18 protein-coding genes are annotated in these 16,300 nt (G+C 62.6%); 1 reads left to right on the top strand and 17 read right to left on the bottom strand.

Annotated elements, in window-relative coordinates; translation table 11 throughout:
- Positions 1-216: 216 nt before the first annotated feature.
- Entirely contained in the window at positions 217-1,476 is a 1,260-nt protein-coding gene (gene murA, locus AC1Q6C_RS29770; RefSeq protein WP_003941314.1) for a UDP-N-acetylglucosamine 1-carboxyvinyltransferase, read from the bottom strand.
- 54 nt (positions 1,477-1,530) lie between these two features.
- On the opposite strand from murA, the gene AC1Q6C_RS29765 reads away from it, so the two are divergent.
- On the top strand, positions 1,531-2,103 hold the full coding sequence (locus AC1Q6C_RS29765; RefSeq protein ID WP_030537338.1) for a cob(I)yrinic acid a,c-diamide adenosyltransferase: 573 nt from the start codon (positions 1,531-1,533) through the stop codon (positions 2,101-2,103).
- A gap of 10 nt (positions 2,104-2,113) precedes the next feature.
- Here the strand turns inward: AC1Q6C_RS29765 and AC1Q6C_RS29760 are convergent, their stop codons facing one another.
- From AC1Q6C_RS29760 to rpmE, 16 genes are all read right to left on the bottom strand, one after another.
- The gene (locus tag AC1Q6C_RS29760; RefSeq protein ID WP_029255703.1) at positions 2,114-2,536 is read right to left on the bottom strand and encodes a DUF2550 domain-containing protein; all 423 of its coding nucleotides are present in this window, start codon (positions 2,534-2,536) and stop codon (positions 2,114-2,116) included.
- A gap of 49 nt (positions 2,537-2,585) precedes the next feature.
- Positions 2,586-2,954 carry a F0F1 ATP synthase subunit epsilon gene (locus tag AC1Q6C_RS29755; RefSeq protein ID WP_003941287.1) on the bottom strand — a complete coding sequence of 123 codons (369 nt, stop codon included), beginning with the start codon at positions 2,952-2,954 and terminating at the stop codon, positions 2,586-2,588.
- Positions 2,955-2,960: 6 nt separating this feature from the next.
- Entirely contained in the window at positions 2,961-4,412 is a 1,452-nt protein-coding gene (gene atpD, locus AC1Q6C_RS29750; protein ID WP_003941349.1) for a F0F1 ATP synthase subunit beta, read from the bottom strand.
- A 3-nt stretch (positions 4,413-4,415) separates the two neighbouring features.
- The gene (locus tag AC1Q6C_RS29745) at positions 4,416-5,399 is read right to left on the bottom strand and encodes a F0F1 ATP synthase subunit gamma (protein ID WP_003941320.1); all 984 of its coding nucleotides are present in this window, start codon (positions 5,397-5,399) and stop codon (positions 4,416-4,418) included.
- Positions 5,400-5,447: 48 nt separating this feature from the next.
- A complete protein-coding gene (gene atpA / locus AC1Q6C_RS29740; protein ID WP_007726218.1) occupies positions 5,448-7,091 on the bottom strand; it encodes a F0F1 ATP synthase subunit alpha in 1,644 nt (547 codons plus the stop codon).
- 62 nt (positions 7,092-7,153) lie between these two features.
- Positions 7,154-7,978, bottom strand: a complete 825-nt coding sequence (locus tag AC1Q6C_RS29735) for a F0F1 ATP synthase subunit delta (protein WP_003941304.1) — start codon at positions 7,976-7,978, stop codon at positions 7,154-7,156.
- A gap of 5 nt (positions 7,979-7,983) precedes the next feature.
- Positions 7,984-8,541: a F0F1 ATP synthase subunit B gene (locus AC1Q6C_RS29730; RefSeq protein WP_019749173.1), complete on the bottom strand. Its 558-nt coding sequence runs from the start codon at positions 8,539-8,541 to the stop codon at positions 7,984-7,986.
- Between the two features lie 7 nt (positions 8,542-8,548).
- Positions 8,549-8,791, bottom strand: coding sequence for an ATP synthase F0 subunit C (locus AC1Q6C_RS29725; protein WP_003941327.1), 243 nt, complete (start codon positions 8,789-8,791; stop codon positions 8,549-8,551).
- An 83-nt stretch (positions 8,792-8,874) separates the two neighbouring features.
- Entirely contained in the window at positions 8,875-9,702 is an 828-nt protein-coding gene (gene atpB, locus AC1Q6C_RS29720; RefSeq protein ID WP_030537337.1) for a F0F1 ATP synthase subunit A, read from the bottom strand.
- Between the two features lie 280 nt (positions 9,703-9,982).
- Positions 9,983-10,453, bottom strand: coding sequence for a Cg1360 family ATP-synthase-associated protein (locus tag AC1Q6C_RS29715; protein ID WP_492666951.1), 471 nt, complete (start codon positions 10,451-10,453; stop codon positions 9,983-9,985).
- Between the two features lie 32 nt (positions 10,454-10,485).
- Complete coding sequence (locus AC1Q6C_RS29710; RefSeq protein WP_003941359.1) at positions 10,486-11,673, bottom strand: glycosyltransferase family 4 protein; 1,188 nt, start codon at positions 11,671-11,673, stop codon at positions 10,486-10,488.
- Positions 11,670-12,995: a serine hydroxymethyltransferase gene (gene glyA / locus AC1Q6C_RS29705; RefSeq protein ID WP_030537334.1), complete on the bottom strand. Its 1,326-nt coding sequence runs from the start codon at positions 12,993-12,995 to the stop codon at positions 11,670-11,672. Before glyA ends, AC1Q6C_RS29710 begins: the two co-directional genes overlap by 4 nt.
- A 2-nt stretch (positions 12,996-12,997) precedes the next feature.
- Positions 12,998-13,660 (bottom strand): L-threonylcarbamoyladenylate synthase, encoded by a 663-nt coding sequence (locus tag AC1Q6C_RS29700; protein ID WP_003941345.1) that lies wholly within the window; start codon positions 13,658-13,660, stop codon positions 12,998-13,000.
- Complete coding sequence (gene prmC, locus AC1Q6C_RS29695) at positions 13,657-14,589, bottom strand: peptide chain release factor N(5)-glutamine methyltransferase (protein ID WP_054186744.1); 933 nt, start codon at positions 14,587-14,589, stop codon at positions 13,657-13,659. Before prmC ends, AC1Q6C_RS29700 begins: the two co-directional genes overlap by 4 nt.
- Before the next feature lie 77 nt (positions 14,590-14,666).
- On the bottom strand, positions 14,667-15,746 hold the full coding sequence (gene prfA / locus AC1Q6C_RS29690) for a peptide chain release factor 1 (RefSeq protein WP_003941341.1): 1,080 nt from the start codon (positions 15,744-15,746) through the stop codon (positions 14,667-14,669).
- A gap of 146 nt (positions 15,747-15,892) precedes the next feature.
- Entirely contained in the window at positions 15,893-16,129 is a 237-nt protein-coding gene (rpmE, locus tag AC1Q6C_RS29685) for a 50S ribosomal protein L31 (protein ID WP_003941310.1), read from the bottom strand.
- Positions 16,130-16,300 lie beyond the last annotated feature (171 nt).

The following is a 16,300-nucleotide window of genomic DNA, read 5'->3' as shown; positions in this document are numbered from 1 at the left end:
TGTGTTCGCCAGGCACTTCGTACAACCTCGTGTCACTCACCCTCGCAGGTGGGAGTCGGTGTCCGTGTCGCTCTGACTTGGAATAAGTTACGCGAACCTTCAATCAATTCACAAATCGCCTGGTCACTACAGCGATTGGCCGGCTAAGGCCAGGTCAGACTGTTGCGCCTATCTGCCAATCGCGAATAGACCCGAGTGTGACGCCGAGCACCGAACCTATTCGGAGCCCACCCGCTCGATCACTCCCCCGAGTCCACGGAGATTCTCGACGAATCGCGGGTACCCACGGTCGATGTGGAAGATGTCGTGGACTTCGGTGGTTCCGTCCGCAACCAACCCCGCAAGCACGAGCCCGGCGCCGGCCCGAATGTCCGAAGACCACACCGGTGCACTCGACAACACCGGAACTCCGCGGATCACCGCATGGTGACCGTCAGTACGAGCGTCGGCGCCGAGTCGGATCATTTCCTCGACAAATCGGAAACGCGATTCGAATACGTTCTCGGTGATCATCGACGTGCCTTCGGCAACCGCAGCCAAACCGATTGCCATCGGCTGCAGGTCGGTCGGGAATCCGGGGTACGGCAATGTTGCGAAATTGACCGCTTTAGGCCGTTCACGCTGAATGACGCGGAAACCGTCAACCTCGGGAGTCACCTCCGCGCCGGCCGTCCGAAGCTTGTCGAGGACCAGTCCGAGATGCTTGTGGTTCACCCCGCGAACGCGGACGTCACCCCTGGTCATGGAGGCAGCGACACCCCATGTTGCGGCAACGATCCGGTCACCGATGACGCGGTGCGTAGTCGGTTCCAACTTGCGGACGCCTTGAATGGTGAGCGTCGAACTTCCGCCGCCAGATACCTTGGCGCCCATCTCGTTGAGCATGTTGCACAGATCCACGATCTCGGGCTCACGTGCAGCGTTGTCGATCACTGTCTCACCACGGGCGAGGACCGCTGCCATCAAGATGTTCTCGGTTGCACCCACAGACGGGAAGACCAGGCGGATGTTCGCTCCATGCAGGTCGTCTGCCTCGGCAACTACACATCCGTGTTCGATCTCGCTGCGCGCACCCAACAGGCGGAGCCCGGATTGGTGCATGTCGAGGGGCCTCGAACCGATGGCGTCACCGCCAGGCAAGGCAACAACAGCGCGTCGACAACGCGCGACCAGCGGACCGAGAACACACACTGACGCTCGGAACTGTTTCACCGCATCGAAGTCAGCGTGATACTTCGGCTCGGCCGGCGTCGTGATCCGCACTTCGGAATCTTCGAGTTCGACTTCGCAGCCCAGACCTCGCAGAACGTCCGCCATCAGCGGTACGTCGAGAATGTCCGGGCAGTTGGTCACGACAGTGGTGCCTTCGGCCAACAGCGCCGCGGCCATCAGCTTCAGCACACTGTTCTTGGCCCCTCCCACCAGTACTTCACCTTCGAGGCGGTTACCCCCGGTCACAAGAAAGTGCTCACTCACGGTTCACAGCCTAGAGCCACAACCTCGTCGGCACCGCGCCGGTACCGTAGCCCTATGTCTGTTCACCTGACGAAGATCTACACCCGGACCGGCGACGACGGGACCACGGGCCTCAGCGATTTTTCCCGCGTGTCCAAGAACGATCCGCGTCTGATCGCCTACGCGGATTGCGACGAGACCAATGCAGCGATCGGTGTGGCCGTTGCCCTCGGCACTCCCCCGGAGAATCTCCTCGCAATGCTGCGCCAGATCCAGAACGACCTTTTCGACGCAGGGGCCGACTTGTCCACCCCCGTGGTCGAGAACCCGAAGTACCCGCCGCTACGAGTGACTCAGTCCTACATCGATCGACTCGAAGGATGGTGCGATGAACTCAATGAGCAACTGGCACCGTTGAATTCGTTCATTCTGCCGGGCGGAACCGCCTTGGGAGCCCTGCTTCACGTAGCAAGAACCGTCTCGCGGCGTGCTGAGCGTGCGGCTTGGTCCGCCATCAATGCGAACCCGGAGGACACGAGCGTGCTCCCCGCGAAATACCTCAACAGATTGTCGGATCTGCTCTTCATCATGGGAAGAGTGGCAAATCCTGAAGGCGATGTGCTCTGGAAGCCCGGCGCCGGGGCTTGAGCGGGACCGGTCAGGCGGTGCGTCGCCTACGGGCGCGCCCGTCCGGCCGCGATTCCACCCAGGACAGGAACGCTGTCAATGCTCCACTGTCCAAAGCGATTTCGTAGGCCGACGAGCCGTCATTGACCTTGACCACGACGATGTCGTCGCTCATGATGTCGAATTCGGTACCCGAGGGAGAACGACGGCTCTCGACCTCGATACCTTGACGATCGATCCTGGAGTCCGGGCCCGGCCGCAGACTCGACAGTTTGAAAAAGACAAAGGTGCTTTCGCCGTAGCGAATGATTCCGTGACGCCACCCGCTGTCCCCCGGAGATGGCAGAACACGAAGCAGTGCAGCGGTACCGCCGCGACGCAGAACCAGCAGACGATACAGAAAAGCCGCGACGAGAACCGCGAGCAGCACAACCAGAATGATCAACACAGTCATTCCGAATGTCACTGTTCGTCGGCTCCCGTCGCGGCTTTACTCGAGTAACTTACGCGCGCTCGACGGCCCGGAGCTGACCCTTGGCGACCGCAATCGCTTCGAGGTCGCCCGAGTTCTCGGCCAAGACAGCCTTGGCTGCCTCGACGTCGATGTCCTGTGCCATGTCCGCGGACTCGGCAAGGATCGTCACCGTCGTCGCAGTGACGGAGAGAAATCCTCCGTGTACCGCAGCAACGATACGCTCGCCGTCGACCGAGGTGATCGACACGGTTCCGCCCTCGATCAGCTGGCCGAGGACCGGCTCATGCCCAGGCATGATTCCGATTTCACCCTCGGTGGTCTGAGCGCTGACCAGCGTCGCCGAACCAGACCACAAGCGCTGCTCGACGGCAACGAGTTCTACGGTCATCTCAGCCATCGTGGACTACTTCCCGGCCATCTTCTTGGCTGCAGCCTCGACGTCGTCGAGTCCACCGCAGCTGTTGAATGCCTGCTCGGGCAGGTGATCGAACTCGCCCTTGCAGACGCGGTCGAAGGCTTCGATCGTGTCGCGGAGCGGCACGACGGAGCCGGGCTCACCGGTGAACTTCTCGGCAACGATGAAGTTCTGGCCGAGGAACTTCTGGATACGACGGGCGCGGCCGACGAGGACCTTGTCCTCTTCCTGAAGCTCGTCCATACCGAGGATGGCGATGATGTCCTGCAGTTCCTTGTACTTCTGCAGGATGCGCTTGACCTCGTTGGCAACGCGGAAGTGCTCGGCACCGACGATGCCGGGCTCCAGGATGCGGGAGGTCGAGCTCAGCGGATCCACAGCGGGGTAGATACCCATCTGCGAAATCGGGCGCGAAAGCTCGGTGGTGGCATCGAGGTGCGCGAACGTCGTAGCCGGCGCGGGGTCGGTGTAGTCGTCGGCGGGCACGTAAATAGCCTGCAGCGAGGTGATCGAGCGACCGCGAGTCGAGGTGATGCGCTCCTGGAGCTCACCCATCTCGTCCGCCAGCGTGGGCTGGTAGCCCACTGCCGAAGGCATACGGCCGAGGAGGGTGGAAACCTCGGAGCCTGCCTGCGTGAAGCGGAAGATGTTGTCGATGAACAGCAGAACGTCCTGGCCCTGGACGTCGCGGAAGTACTCCGCCATCGTCAGTGCGGACAGGGCGACGCGCATACGCGTTCCGGGCGGCTCGTCCATCTGGCCGAAGACAAGGGCGGTGTCCTGGAGGACGCCCATCTCTTCCATTTCCAGGTGGAGGTCGGTGCCCTCACGGGTACGCTCACCGACGCCTGCGAACACCGAGGTGCCCGAGAACTCGCGAGCGATACGCGTGATCATTTCCTGGATCAGAACGGTCTTGCCGACGCCGGCGCCACCGAACAGGCCGATCTTTCCACCCTTGACGTACGGGGTGAGAAGGTCGATGACCTTGATGCCGGTCTCGAGGATCTCGGTCTTACCTTCGAGCTGATCGAAGGCTGGTGGCTTGCGGTGGATGCCCCACTGCTCGCCGTCGCGGCCGAGGCCGGGGGTGTCGAGGCAATCGCCCAGGGCGTTGAACACGTGGCCCTTGACGACGTCACCGACGGGAACCGAGATCGGCTTGCCCGAGTCGGTCACTGCAGTGCCGCGGACGAGGCCGTCGGTGGGCTGCATGGAGACGGTGCGGACCAGGTTGTCACCGAGGTGCTGTGCAACCTCGAGCGTCAGCGTCTTGGCGACCGAGGGAAGCGTGATCTCGGCGTTCAGGGCGTTGAACAGTTCAGGAACAGCGCCACGCGGGAATTCAACGTCCACGACGGGACCGATGACCCGCACGACGCGGCCGGCTACGGCCGAAGCCGAACCTGCCCCGTTGTTTTCGGTTACTGCTGCGGTCATGTGCTAGTCACTTCCTGCGCTCGAGGCGAGCGCGTTGGCGCCGCCGACGATCTCGCTGATTTCCTGGGTGATCTGGGCCTGGCGAGCCTGGTTGGCCTGACGGCTCAACGTGTTCACCAGTTCGTTTGCGTTGTCCGTCGCGGCCTTCATGGCAGTACGACGGGCTGCCGACTCCGATGCCGCAGCATCGAGAAGCGACGAGAAGATACGAGTGCTGACGTACTTCGGGAGAAGAGCGCCGAGAAGCTTCTCGGGCTCGGGCTCGAAGCTGAAGTCCGCGACGGGGCCATTGTCATGGTCGTCGTCGTGGCCGTTGGTCAGCATGTCGTCACCGAGTTCGATGCGCTCTTCCGACACGAAGACCTCGAGAGGAGCCATACGGCGAACCTCGGGAGTCTGCGTCAGCATCGACACGAAGCGGGTGTAGACGATATGGAGTTCGTCGACGCCCTCGATCGTGCCTTCACCGTTCGGAGCGGCAACCTGGTTACCCGAACCAGCCATGAACAGCTCCACCAGGTGGCGGCTGGCCTTCGCGGCATCCGAGTAACCCGGATCCTGCGAGAAGCCCGTCCACGCAGCACCGATGTCGCGGCCGCGGAACGTGTAGTAGCCGAGCCCCTTGGAACCGAGCACGTACACGACCGGCTCCTTGCCCTCGCTGCGGAGGAGAGCCATGAGCTCTTCTGCCTGCTTGAGGACGTTGGAGTTGTAGCCACCACACATGCCGCGGTCACTGGTGACAACGAGGACCGCTGCCCGCTTGGGCTCCGGACGCTCGTTGAGCAACGGGTGATCGAGCGAAGCAGACGCACTCGCCAATTCGGTGAGTACCTTCGTGATCTCCTCGGCATATGGCTTGGACGCGGCGACGCGAATCTGAGCCTTGGTGATACGCGAAGTCGCGATCAGTTCCTGTGCCTTGGTGATCTTCTTGGTCGAGTTGACCGACTTGATACGAGACCGCAATTCGAGAATGCTCGCCATCGATCAATCACTCTCCCTTCGGAATTCGCAGTGTCATGGGCGCGTACGTCACTTGCTGACGGTCTTGCGCTTGACGTTGATCTGCTCGTTCGCGACCTCGTCGGCGCCCAAAGCGTCAGCCTCGGCTTCGTTCACGACCCGGCTTCCGTCGGATGCGATGAAGCCTTCCTTGAACTTGTTCGTCGCGGCGATCAGCTCAGCAGCGTTGTCGGCATCGAGTGCCTTACCGCCGTTGATGCTGGAGTAGACGCCAGCAGCCGAGTGCTTGAGGTCTTCGAGCAGTTCCTTCTCGAAGCGACGGACGTCGCCGATCGGAACGCTGTCGAAGATGCCTTCGCCGGCCAGGTAGATCGAGACGATCTGGTCCTCGACGGGGATCGGGCTGTACTGATCCTGCTTGAGCAGCTCGACCAGACGGGCGCCGCGCTCGAGCTGAGCCTTGGAGGCAGCGTCGAGGTCGGAAGCGAAGGCGGAGAACGCTTCGAGCTCACGGAACTGAGCCAGTTCCAGACGCAGCGAACCGGAAACCTTCTTCATGCCCTTGGTCTGTGCAGCGCCACCGACGCGGGAGACCGAGATACCGACGTTGATCGCGGGGCGAACGCCCTTGTTGAACAGGTCGGACTCGAGGAACACCTGACCGTCGGTGATGGAGATGACGTTGGTCGGGATGTAAGCCGAGACGTCGTTCGCCTTGGTCTCGATGATCGGCAGAGCCGTCAGCGAGCCACCGCCGAGTGCGTCGGACAGCTTCGCCGAACGCTCCAGCAGACGGGAGTGCAAGTAGAAGACGTCACCGGGGTAAGCCTCGCGTCCCGGCGGGCGACGCAGCAGCAGCGAGATGGCGCGGTACGCCTCTGCCTGCTTGGTCAGGTCGTCGAACACGACCAGAACGTGCTTGCCCTGGTACATCCAGTGCTGGCCGATGGCCGAGCCGGTGTACGGTGCGAGCCACTTGAAGCCTGCGGAATCAGATGCCGGAGCAGCAACGATGGTGGTGTATTCCATCGCGCCCTTCTCCTCGAGGGCAGCCTTGACGCCCGCGATGGTGGAACCCTTCTGACCGATGGCAACGTAGATGCAGCGCACCTGCTTGTTGACATCGCCGGAATCCCAGTTGGCCTTCTGGTTCAGGATGGCGTCGATGCAGACCGCGGTCTTGCCGGTCTTGCGGTCGCCGATGATGAGCTGGCGCTGGCCGCGGCCGATCGGGGTCATGGCGTCGATAGCCTTGATACCGGTCTGGAGCGGCTCTTCGACCGGCTGGCGCTCGAGCACCGAAGCGGCCTGGAGCTCGAGTGCACGGTTCTCGGTGCTCTCGATCTCGCCGAGGCCGTCGATGGGCGCACCCAGCGGGTCGATGACGCGGCCGAGGAAAGCATCGCCGACGGGAACCGACAGAACGTCGCCCGTGCGCTTTACTTCCTGGCCTTCTTGAATGTTCTGGTAATCGCCAAGGATGACGGCACCGATTTCGGTGGCATCCAGGTTGAGCGCGACGCCGACGATTCCACCGGGGAACTCCAACAGCTCGTTGGACATAGCCGAAGGCAGGCCAGAGACGTGCGCAATGCCGTCACTGGTGTCGGTCACTGTGCCGACCTCCTCACGGGAGGCCTCCGGGGAGTAGCTCGCGGTGTAGTTGTCGATCGCGCTACGGATCTCGTCGGAGGAGATCGTCAGCTCCGCCATGTTTTTCCTGCTCTCGGTGTCTGGTCTTCGAAAAGATCTGGAGTATGTGTTCGGCTGAAGGACTACTTGAGGTTCTTCCGCAGTGCTGCGAGTCGACCCGCTGCGCTGCCGTCGATAACCTCGTCGCCCACCCGGACGACCAAGCCGCTGAGGAGTTCTGGATCGACCTCGACGTGCACTGCTACCGGCTTCCCGTAGGTGCGGGTAAGAGTGCTCGCCAAGCGATCCGACTGCTCCGAGCTCAACGCCGAGGCGCTGCGAACGTGAGCAACGGTGGTATCGCGCTGCGCTGCGGCAAGATTCGACAGCTGATCGAAAGTGTCTGCGGGTGCAGACTTCAACCGGCCGACAGCCTGTCCGGCGAGTGCCTCGGTGACCGCGGTGACCTTGCCGTAGAGCAAGCGGGAGAGGAACTCACGCTTGCGGGCTGCGGGAACCGACAGATCCGAGAGCGTCTGCTCCAGGCTGGGATCCCCTGCCACGATGCGACCGAGACGGAAGAGCTCGTCCTCAACGGTGTCCAACTGGCTCTGATCGGCTGCGGCGCGGAGCAGAGCTTCGCGTCCGAGCAGTTCGAGCGAGTTGACCAAGTCGCGGGCCGCAGACCAGTCCTGGCCTGCAGCTGCCTTCACGGTGGCGAGCGCCTCGGCGCCGACCTTTCCGGAGAACAACTGCTCTGCCAAAGCCTGGCGACCAGCGGCCGGTGCCGAAGCGTCAGCCAGCGCGCTGCGAAGAGCGCGCTGGCCGTCGAGTACCTCGACCACCGAGAAGAGCTCGGACCCAGCCTGAGCAGAAGCAGCAGTTGCGGCTCCTGCAGAGACGGCGCCCAGGGCACTGCTCAGCGCAGAACGAGTCTGCGCCAAGGCTTCACGGCTCGCTGCGTACATGTTGCTCACTTCCTGGCTGAATCAGCGCTGACGGTGTCGAGCTCGTTGAGGAAACGATCAACCGTTCCGGCGCGCTTCACGTCGTCGGCGAGGGACTCCCCGATGACCTTCTCGGCCAGGTCTACAGCGGTCTTGCCGAGATCCGAGCGGAGCTCAGCGACGATCTGCTGACGCTGGGCGACGAGCTGGCTGTGGCCTGCGGCCACGATGCGGTCGCTCTCGTCCTGCGCCTGAACCTTCATGTCAGCGATGATCTGCTGACCCTGGGTACGCGCTTCCTCACGGATCTGCGCTGCCTCGGTACGAGCTTCGGCGAGCTGCGCGCGGTACTGCTCGAGCGCGGCCGCTGCCTCTGCCTGTGCGTCTTCGGCCTTCTTGATGCCGCCCTCGATCTGCTCGGTGCGTTCGGCCAAGACCTTCTGGAACTTCGGAAGAACGAGCTTCCAGAAGACAAAACCGACTACGACGAGCGCAACCGCGGACCACACGATGTCGTATGTCTCGGGCAAGAGAGGATTGTGTGTCTCCTCTGTTGCCGCGAGCACTGCGAAGGTGGCTCCCATGTCTGTCTTAGAAAATGAAACCGGCGACAAGGCCGATCAATGCGAGGGCCTCGGTGAATGCAATACCGAGGAACATGGTGGTACGAACCTGGCCGGCCATCTCGGGCTGGCGGACCATGCCTTCGATTGCCTTGCCCACAACGATGCCCACGCCGATGCCGGGGCCGATTGCTGCGAGGCCGTAGCCGATGGCTCCGTAGCCGCGCGACTTGGTCTCGACAACTTCCTGAGCGAGGTAAGCGATGCTCATGGTGTTCCATTCCCTTTCTGTTGACCTCTGCCGGATTCGGCAAGAGGCTCAGTTCTTGGTGTAGCTGGTGAGGAGGTAAAAGGTCAGTGCTCGTCGGCGTGGAGCGCCAGTTCGATGTACACCGCGGTCAGCAACGCGAACACGTAAGCCTGCAGGAAGATGACCAGCAGCTCGAAGAACGTGAATGCGATACCGGCGATGATCGACGGAACGCCGAAGATCGCCTGGAATCCGCCGGACACGAAGAAGAAGTAGTTCGTCGCGCTGAAGAACAGCACCAGCAGGATGTGGCCGGCCAACATGTTGGCCATGAGACGAACCATCAGCGTGAACGGGCGCAGGATGAAGGTCGAGATGAACTCGATGGGCACCAACAAGAAGTGCAGGGGCAGCGGAACGCCGGGAACGACGATGCTGCTCTTGACGTACTTGAAGAAGCCGTACTTCTTGATTCCGACGTAGTTGAACACGATGTAGGCGAGCGCCGCGAGTACCAGGGGCATACCGATTCGTGCGTTCGGCGAGATGTTCAGGAAAGGAATGATGCTGGCCAGGTTGCTGGCGACCACGATGAAGAAGATTGTCGTGATGACCGGCAGGAAGCGCTTGCCCTGTTCCTTGCCCAGGATCTCCTCGGCGATGTTGATACGAACGAAGTCGAGCGCAAGCTCAGCGGCGTTCTGCATCCCACGGGGAACCAATCGAGGGCTGCGCATCGCGATCACGAAGAAGGCTGCGACCAGCACCGACATCAGCAGACGAATCAGCATCAGACGGTCGAGCTCGAAGGGGCCCGCGTGAATCAACACGGAGGGCGGGAAAAAATCGTCTAGTGACGGCGCATGGAATTCATCCGCGGCCAGGGTGGTGACGCTCAGCGTTCTCTCCCGTAGTCGGTCCGCAGCCATCATTGACTGCGGTTCGATCGGACATTGACGATCTACAAGTCGACAAGTTCGACTCGCGCATTCGTCAGCAGCTGGAGAACCCTAGAGGGGCCTGGCGTCTGTCGGTGTCGGCGACTCTCGTCGACTCAGTGGTCAGAATTTCGACCACCTGCGAGCACATGGCATCGTCGGCTGAGTGTTACTCGGCCCACCATTGCTCTCGCTTGAACCGAACCTTATCAAGTCATCTACGACATTGTGTAGATGGGGTACCTGGAAGTCCGATTAGTTACCTCTTGTAGTACTACTCGTCGTCGTCGACGTTGCTGCTGGGAGTGGGATCGACGTACGGAATTTTGGTTCCGAGAACGCCGTATGTCTCCGCGCCGAGCACCACGACCAGCGACATGATGATGACCAGGACGAGAGCGGTCTTGTTGTAGAAATCCATGTCCGAGAGGACAAAGAGAACAACCATCGCGAGAATCATCTTCAGCAGCCACGTGCCGAGAAGAACGGCACCGGCCGTGAGCGCAGGCAACTTCGCTGTGAGCAGCACGCCCAGCGCCGTGAACAGGATGAACCCGCCGCCGACGGCTGCGCCGATCAAAGCGCCGTAGACGCCTTCCTTACCGGCGAAGAGCCCGCCCAGGAGCGCGCCGACCACGGCCAGCGCGATCAGCCCCATCACACCCCACTTCACGGCCGACTTCATGGCGGCGGTCGAATCAGGGATGGGTTGCGAGGCAGGTACAGGCTGCGGCGTGTTCGTCACGATGCCCAAGGGTAATGGATCGGAAAACTTGGCTAGCGACGCTGCTGCTTGCGATCGATCAGCGAAGGCACCGCAGTGAAGAACAACGCAAGAACCAAACCGGCCGCGACGAGTACAACAACCAGCTGACGATTGAGCAGCGAGGATCCGACGGCACCGAACGCCAGGACGCTGACCCACAGGTAGATGACCAGCACAACTCGTCGGTGCGTGTGTCCGATCTGCAAGAGGCGATGATGCAGGTGCATCTTGTCCGGACTGAACGGACTGACGCCCGCTTTCGTCCGGCGGATCACGGCCAGGAGCATGTCCAGCATCGGGATGAACATCACAGCCCCGACCAGCAACAACGGCGCGAGGAGGCCGACGAGGTCGCGGGTTCCGTAGGCAGTGAGCGGAATACGACCGGATGCACTGGTGGAGATCGCGGCCAGCATGAGACCGATCAACATCGACCCGGAATCGCCCATGAAAATGCGCGCCGGATTGAAGTTGTGTGGAAGAAAACCGAGACAAGCGCCTGCCAAAGCCGCCGCGATCATCGCCGGCGGGTAGACACTCGCGTCGCCGCCCTGATCGTGGAGAAGACCGATCGAGAAGATGAGGATGGCGAGCGCCGCGATCAGACCCAACCCGGCGGCCAATCCGTCGAGACCGTCGACAAAATTCATGGCGTTGATGGTCGCGACGGCAACAGCAACGGTGAACAGTCCGGATTGAATCTGATCGAGGATGATGGTGGACCCACCGTCACCGCCGAACGGGTTGTAGATGATGAACCAGCTGACGCCCATCACCACGAGAACGCCGGCAGCAGTCACCTGACCGACAAATTTAGTGAGGGCGTCGAGGCCCCACCTGTCGTCGATCACACCCACGAGGACGATGACGGCGCCAGCTACGAGCGCAGCGTGTACGTCAGGACTGCCGAAGCCGAAACCTCTTGTGAGCGCGGGTAATTGCTGCGCGAACAGCAGACCGACAGCCATGCCGACATACATTCCGACGCCACCGAGGCGCGGAATCGGCTCGACGTGAACGTCCCGATCACGAGGAATCGCGACAGCGCCGAACCTCAGCGCCAACAACCGGACTGCGCCAGTCGCCAGGTAGGTCACCACCGCCGCCGTACACAGCACGAGCAAAAGTTCACGGATGGGAACACCCGCTCCCCCGCCACCCTGTGCCAGATACGTGGTCGCCTCGTAGGAAGTGATCACTGCTCGAGATCACCCGTCTGGCGGGCATAGGCAGGCTTTGCCCGGACCAGTTCGCGAACGCCGTCGGCAACTGCTGCCAACTCGGCCTCTCCTGACGTGGTGGCGGGGTCCGCGACAACTGCGCGCGCGATCAACTCCCCCACCACGCTCATGTCGGAGCGGTTGAAACCCTGGGTCGTGACGGCCGCGGATCCGACGCGGATTCCGGACGTGACGGCGGGCGACTGCGGATCGAACGGAATCGCGTTCTTGTTGAGCGTGATCGAAGCCAGTCCGCACCTACGCTCGGCGTCGACTCCGGTGACACCGCTTGCGCGCAGGTCGAGAAGCGCCAGATGTGTGTCGGTTCCACCGGACACGGTGCGCAGGCCGCGAGCTTCCAACGACTGCGCGAGTGCCGATGCGTTGGCAACCACTTCCTGTGCATACCAACGATATTCCGGCGTCGACGCTTCCTTGAAGGCAACCGCCTTCGCAGCGATCGCATGCATCATCGGGCCGCCTTGAATGAAGGGGAACACCGCGCGATCTACAGCCGAGGCATGCTCGCTGCGGCACAGGATCATTCCGCCGCGCGGGCCTCTGAGGACTTTGTGCGTCGTCGCGGAGACGACGTCGGCGTACGGAACGCACGAAGGTATCGCCCGGCCTGCCACCAGTCCGATGAAGTGGGCGGCGTCGACCCACAGGATCGCACCGACCTCGTCTGCGATCGAGCGGAAGGCTGCGAAGTCGATGGTGCGGGAGTACGCGGTCGCGCCGGCGACGATGATTTTCGGCTTGTGCGCCAGAGCCAGGGTGCGAACCTCGTCGTAGTCGATCAATTCGGTGGCCGAATCGACGTGATAGGGAACGGTGGTGAACCACTGCCCAGAAAAGCTGACGCGAGACCCGTGAGTCAGATGCCCACCGTGCGGCAGACTCATCGCCAATACGGTGTCGCCGGGCTTGGCGAATGCGGCGTACACCGCGAGATTCGCAGTGGCCCCCGAATGCGGTTGGACGTTGACGTGCTCGGCGCCGAACAGCGCCTTTGCCCGATCGATCGCCAGATTCTCGGCTACGTCGACGTACTCGCACCCGCCGTAGTAACGCCGACCCGGATAGCCCTCGGCGTACTTGTTGCTCAGGGTCGAACCCAAGGCAGCCAGTACGGCAGGGCTGGTGAAGTTCTCGCTCGCGATGAGTTGAAGTCCGTCGCGCTGACGCTCGAGTTCGGCCAGCGCAACAGCCGCGATCTCGGGGTCTGCCGTGGCAAGCTCACCGAAATCCGGTCCCCAATACGTGGATTCCCCCGCGCGCTCGCCGCCGGCGCCGACCATCGTTACGAAACTCCCTCTACGAGACTTTCCGGACTGGTGCCCAATACCTCGGCGATGGATTCTGCCGAGACGGCACCCACTCGCAAGATACGCGGTGAATTGCCGGTCAGGTCGACGATCGTGGAAGCAACGGCGTGTTCGGCCTTGCCCCCGTCGAGATACACGCTGGCAGATCCGCCGAGCTGATCTCGGGCTTCCTCGACGGTAGTTGCCGGCGGACGCCCCGAAATGTTGGCGCTCGAGACGGCAAGCGGTCCGACATCGCGCAACAGTTCGAGGGCAACTGGATGCAAGGGCATGCGGAGCATGACGGTTCCGCGGGTATCACCGAGGTCCCAGGCAAGTGAAGGCGCCTGCTCGACGACCAGGCTCAGTCCGCCGGGCCAGAATGCGCGGATCAGATCCCGTGCCTGCGGGCGCACGCTGTAGACGAGCCCGTCGATGGTGTTCCACGATCCGACCAGAACCGGGACGGGCATGTCTCGCCCGCGTCCCTTGGCGCGCAAAAGACTCGTGACAGCTTCGCTGTCGAACGCGTCGGCGGCGAGTCCGTAAAGGGTGTCGGTAGGGAGAACTACGAGTCGGCCGGCCTTGAGCGCGTTCTTCGCGGCGGCCAAGCCTGCGGTTCGGGAATCTGTCTGACTGCAGTCGTACACGGTGCTCACTCAGCCATCCTTTCACTCTGCGCTTCGGGCGTTCGATTCCGCTGTGCTTCGACGTCGGTGGCGACACGTCTGGCGACGACGAATCGCGGACGACCGGCAAGATCTGGATGCTGCGCGACCTCGCCGAATACCCGGCGCGCCGAGAACAGCGCAGCGACGCCGTCCCCGTTGGTGTCGTCGTGCTCGATGCCTGCCGCGCCGCCGATTCGAAGCCACCGTGCGATGTTGCTGATCATGGGTTTGATGACGGACAGACCGTCGACGCCACCGAACAACGCGGTGTGCGGGTCGTAATCCATGACCTCAGGCTGCAATTGCGCGCCTTCCGGGATGTACGGCGGATTGGACACGACCAGATCGACGCCGCCCTCGAGCCCTGGCAACAGGTTCCGATCGGTGACATCACCCTGATGCAGATGGATCGGTGTATCACCGGCGGCCTCGCGGTCGGCAGCATTACGACGCGCCCACGCCAGGGCGGCGGGCTCCTTCTCCACGGCGTGAACGACGGCGTCCGGACGGGCCTCGGCGATGGACAGCGCGAGTACACCCGATCCCGTACACAGGTCCAGAACTACCGGCGGCTTGCTTCCGCAACCTTCGAGGAACGAGAGTGCCCAACCCATGAGCAGTTCGGTTTCCGGCCGCGGAATGAAGACACCCGGCCCGACAGCGACGTCGATGTTGCCCATCGACGCGACTCCGATGATGTGCTGCAACGGAATCCGCTTCACCCGTTGGGCAACCAACTCGTCGAACGCCGCGATGACCTCGGGATCGACCAACGGAATCAGTCCGAGACGCGTGCGTTCGACCCCGAGCAGGTGGGATGCCAACAACTCGGCGTCGGTGCGTGGGCTGGGCACACCTGCGGCGTCGAGCTGTTTTGCAGCTTCGATCAGCGCCAAACGAAGTGGAAGTCGACTCACGGGTACAGCCTGCCACGCTCGACCGACACGCGGTTCACCGAGTTCCCGGCGGGATGGAGGTCAGTCATGGTCTGCATCTACTCGGCCGCGAGACGCGCCTCTCGGTCCGCCTTGCCCAATGCATCGAGAAGTGCGTCGAGCTCACCGTCGAGCACCGCGTCGAGGTTGTGCGACTTGAATCCGATGCGGTGATCGGTGATGCGGTTCTCGGGGAAGTTGTAGGTGCGGATGCGCTCCGAACGGTCCACCGTCCGAACCTGACTCTGGCGACCTGCCGACGCTTCAGCGTCCGCGGCTTCCTCGGCGACTACCTGCAAACGGGCTGCAAGGACCTGCATGGCGCGCGCCTTGTTCTGGAGCTGCGAACGCTCGTTCTGGCAGGTGACGACGATGCCGGTCGGAAGGTGCGTGATTCGGACAGCAGAGTCGGTCGTGTTGACGCCCTGACCGCCCTTGCCGGACGAACGGTAGACGTCGATACGCAGGTCACTTTCGTCGATCTGGACCTGCTCGACCTCTTCGGGCTCCGGGTAGACCAGAACGCCGGCAGCCGAAGTGTGAACGCGTCCCTGGGATTCGGTGACGGGCACTCGCTGGACGCGGTGAACGCCGCCCTCGAACTTCAGCCGCGCCCACACTCCGTCCGGGGTGTCCGACTTGCTCTTGATCGACAGCGTGGCTTCCTTGTATCCGCCGAGATCGGAGACCGTCGCGTCGAGAATCTCGACGCGCCAGCCATGCCGTTCCGCGTAGCGGACGTACATGCGGGCCAGGTCCGAGGCGAAGAGCGCGGATTCTTCGCCGCCCTCACCGGACTTCACTTCGAGGACGATGTCGTCGCCGTCATGCGGATCACGCGGCGCCAACTGATCGGTAAGCGTCTGCTCGAGCTGCGCGACCTCGGCTTCGAGATCGGGGATCTCGGCGGCGAAGCTGGAATCGTCGGCGGCTAGTTCGCGCGCGGCTTCCAGATCGTCCTGCGCAGCGGTGAGCTTGTTGTACGTCGACATGATCGGCGAGAGCTCGGAGAACCGCTTACCGACGCGCCTGGCAGCGGCAGGGTCGTTGTGCAGCGCCGGATCGGACATCTGTGCTTCGAGACCGGCGTGCTCCGCCAAGATGTCGTCGATGGCCGAGGGCTGGGTTGCGCCTGCCATGGTTCGCTCCGCTCTGAGTTTCGATTCCTACGGTGCGCGCTTGAAGGTATTTCGACGCCGGGACCCGGGAAACGCGCAAACCGAGTGCAGGCACAAAAAAGCCGACGCCCGATCTGCGCATGGCAGATCGGGCGTCGGCGGAACAGCTAGGACTCGGTGGCCGGGACCTTGCTGTCTGCGCGCTTGCCGTAGCGAGCCTCGAAGCGAGCGACGCGTCCACCGGTGTCGAGAATCTTCTGCTTGCCCGTGTAGAACGGGTGGCACTGCGAGCAAACCTCGACGTTGATGCGTCCGGACTCCTTGGTGCTGTGGGTCTCGAACGTGTTACCGCAACCGCAGACGACGGTGGTCGCTACGTAGGTTGGGTGGATTCCTGCCTTCATGGTGTCCCTTTCAATGGTCGCCGGGTCGACGTCGCCAATCGACATCGTGAACCGGAACCGGACTCGGCCGTTCAGTATGCCAGATGCGGTACCTCACCGGATAATCCGCGTCTCGCACGCCTCGGGGTGGCTGTACGAAGTTGTCAACGCACTGTCGCTCGGTTTTGTTCC

This window comes from Rhodococcus sp. MT28, from assembly GCF_058792695.1.
Note: the sequence above shows the minus strand (reverse complement) of the source record. Positions and strands in the feature narration are given on the sequence as shown.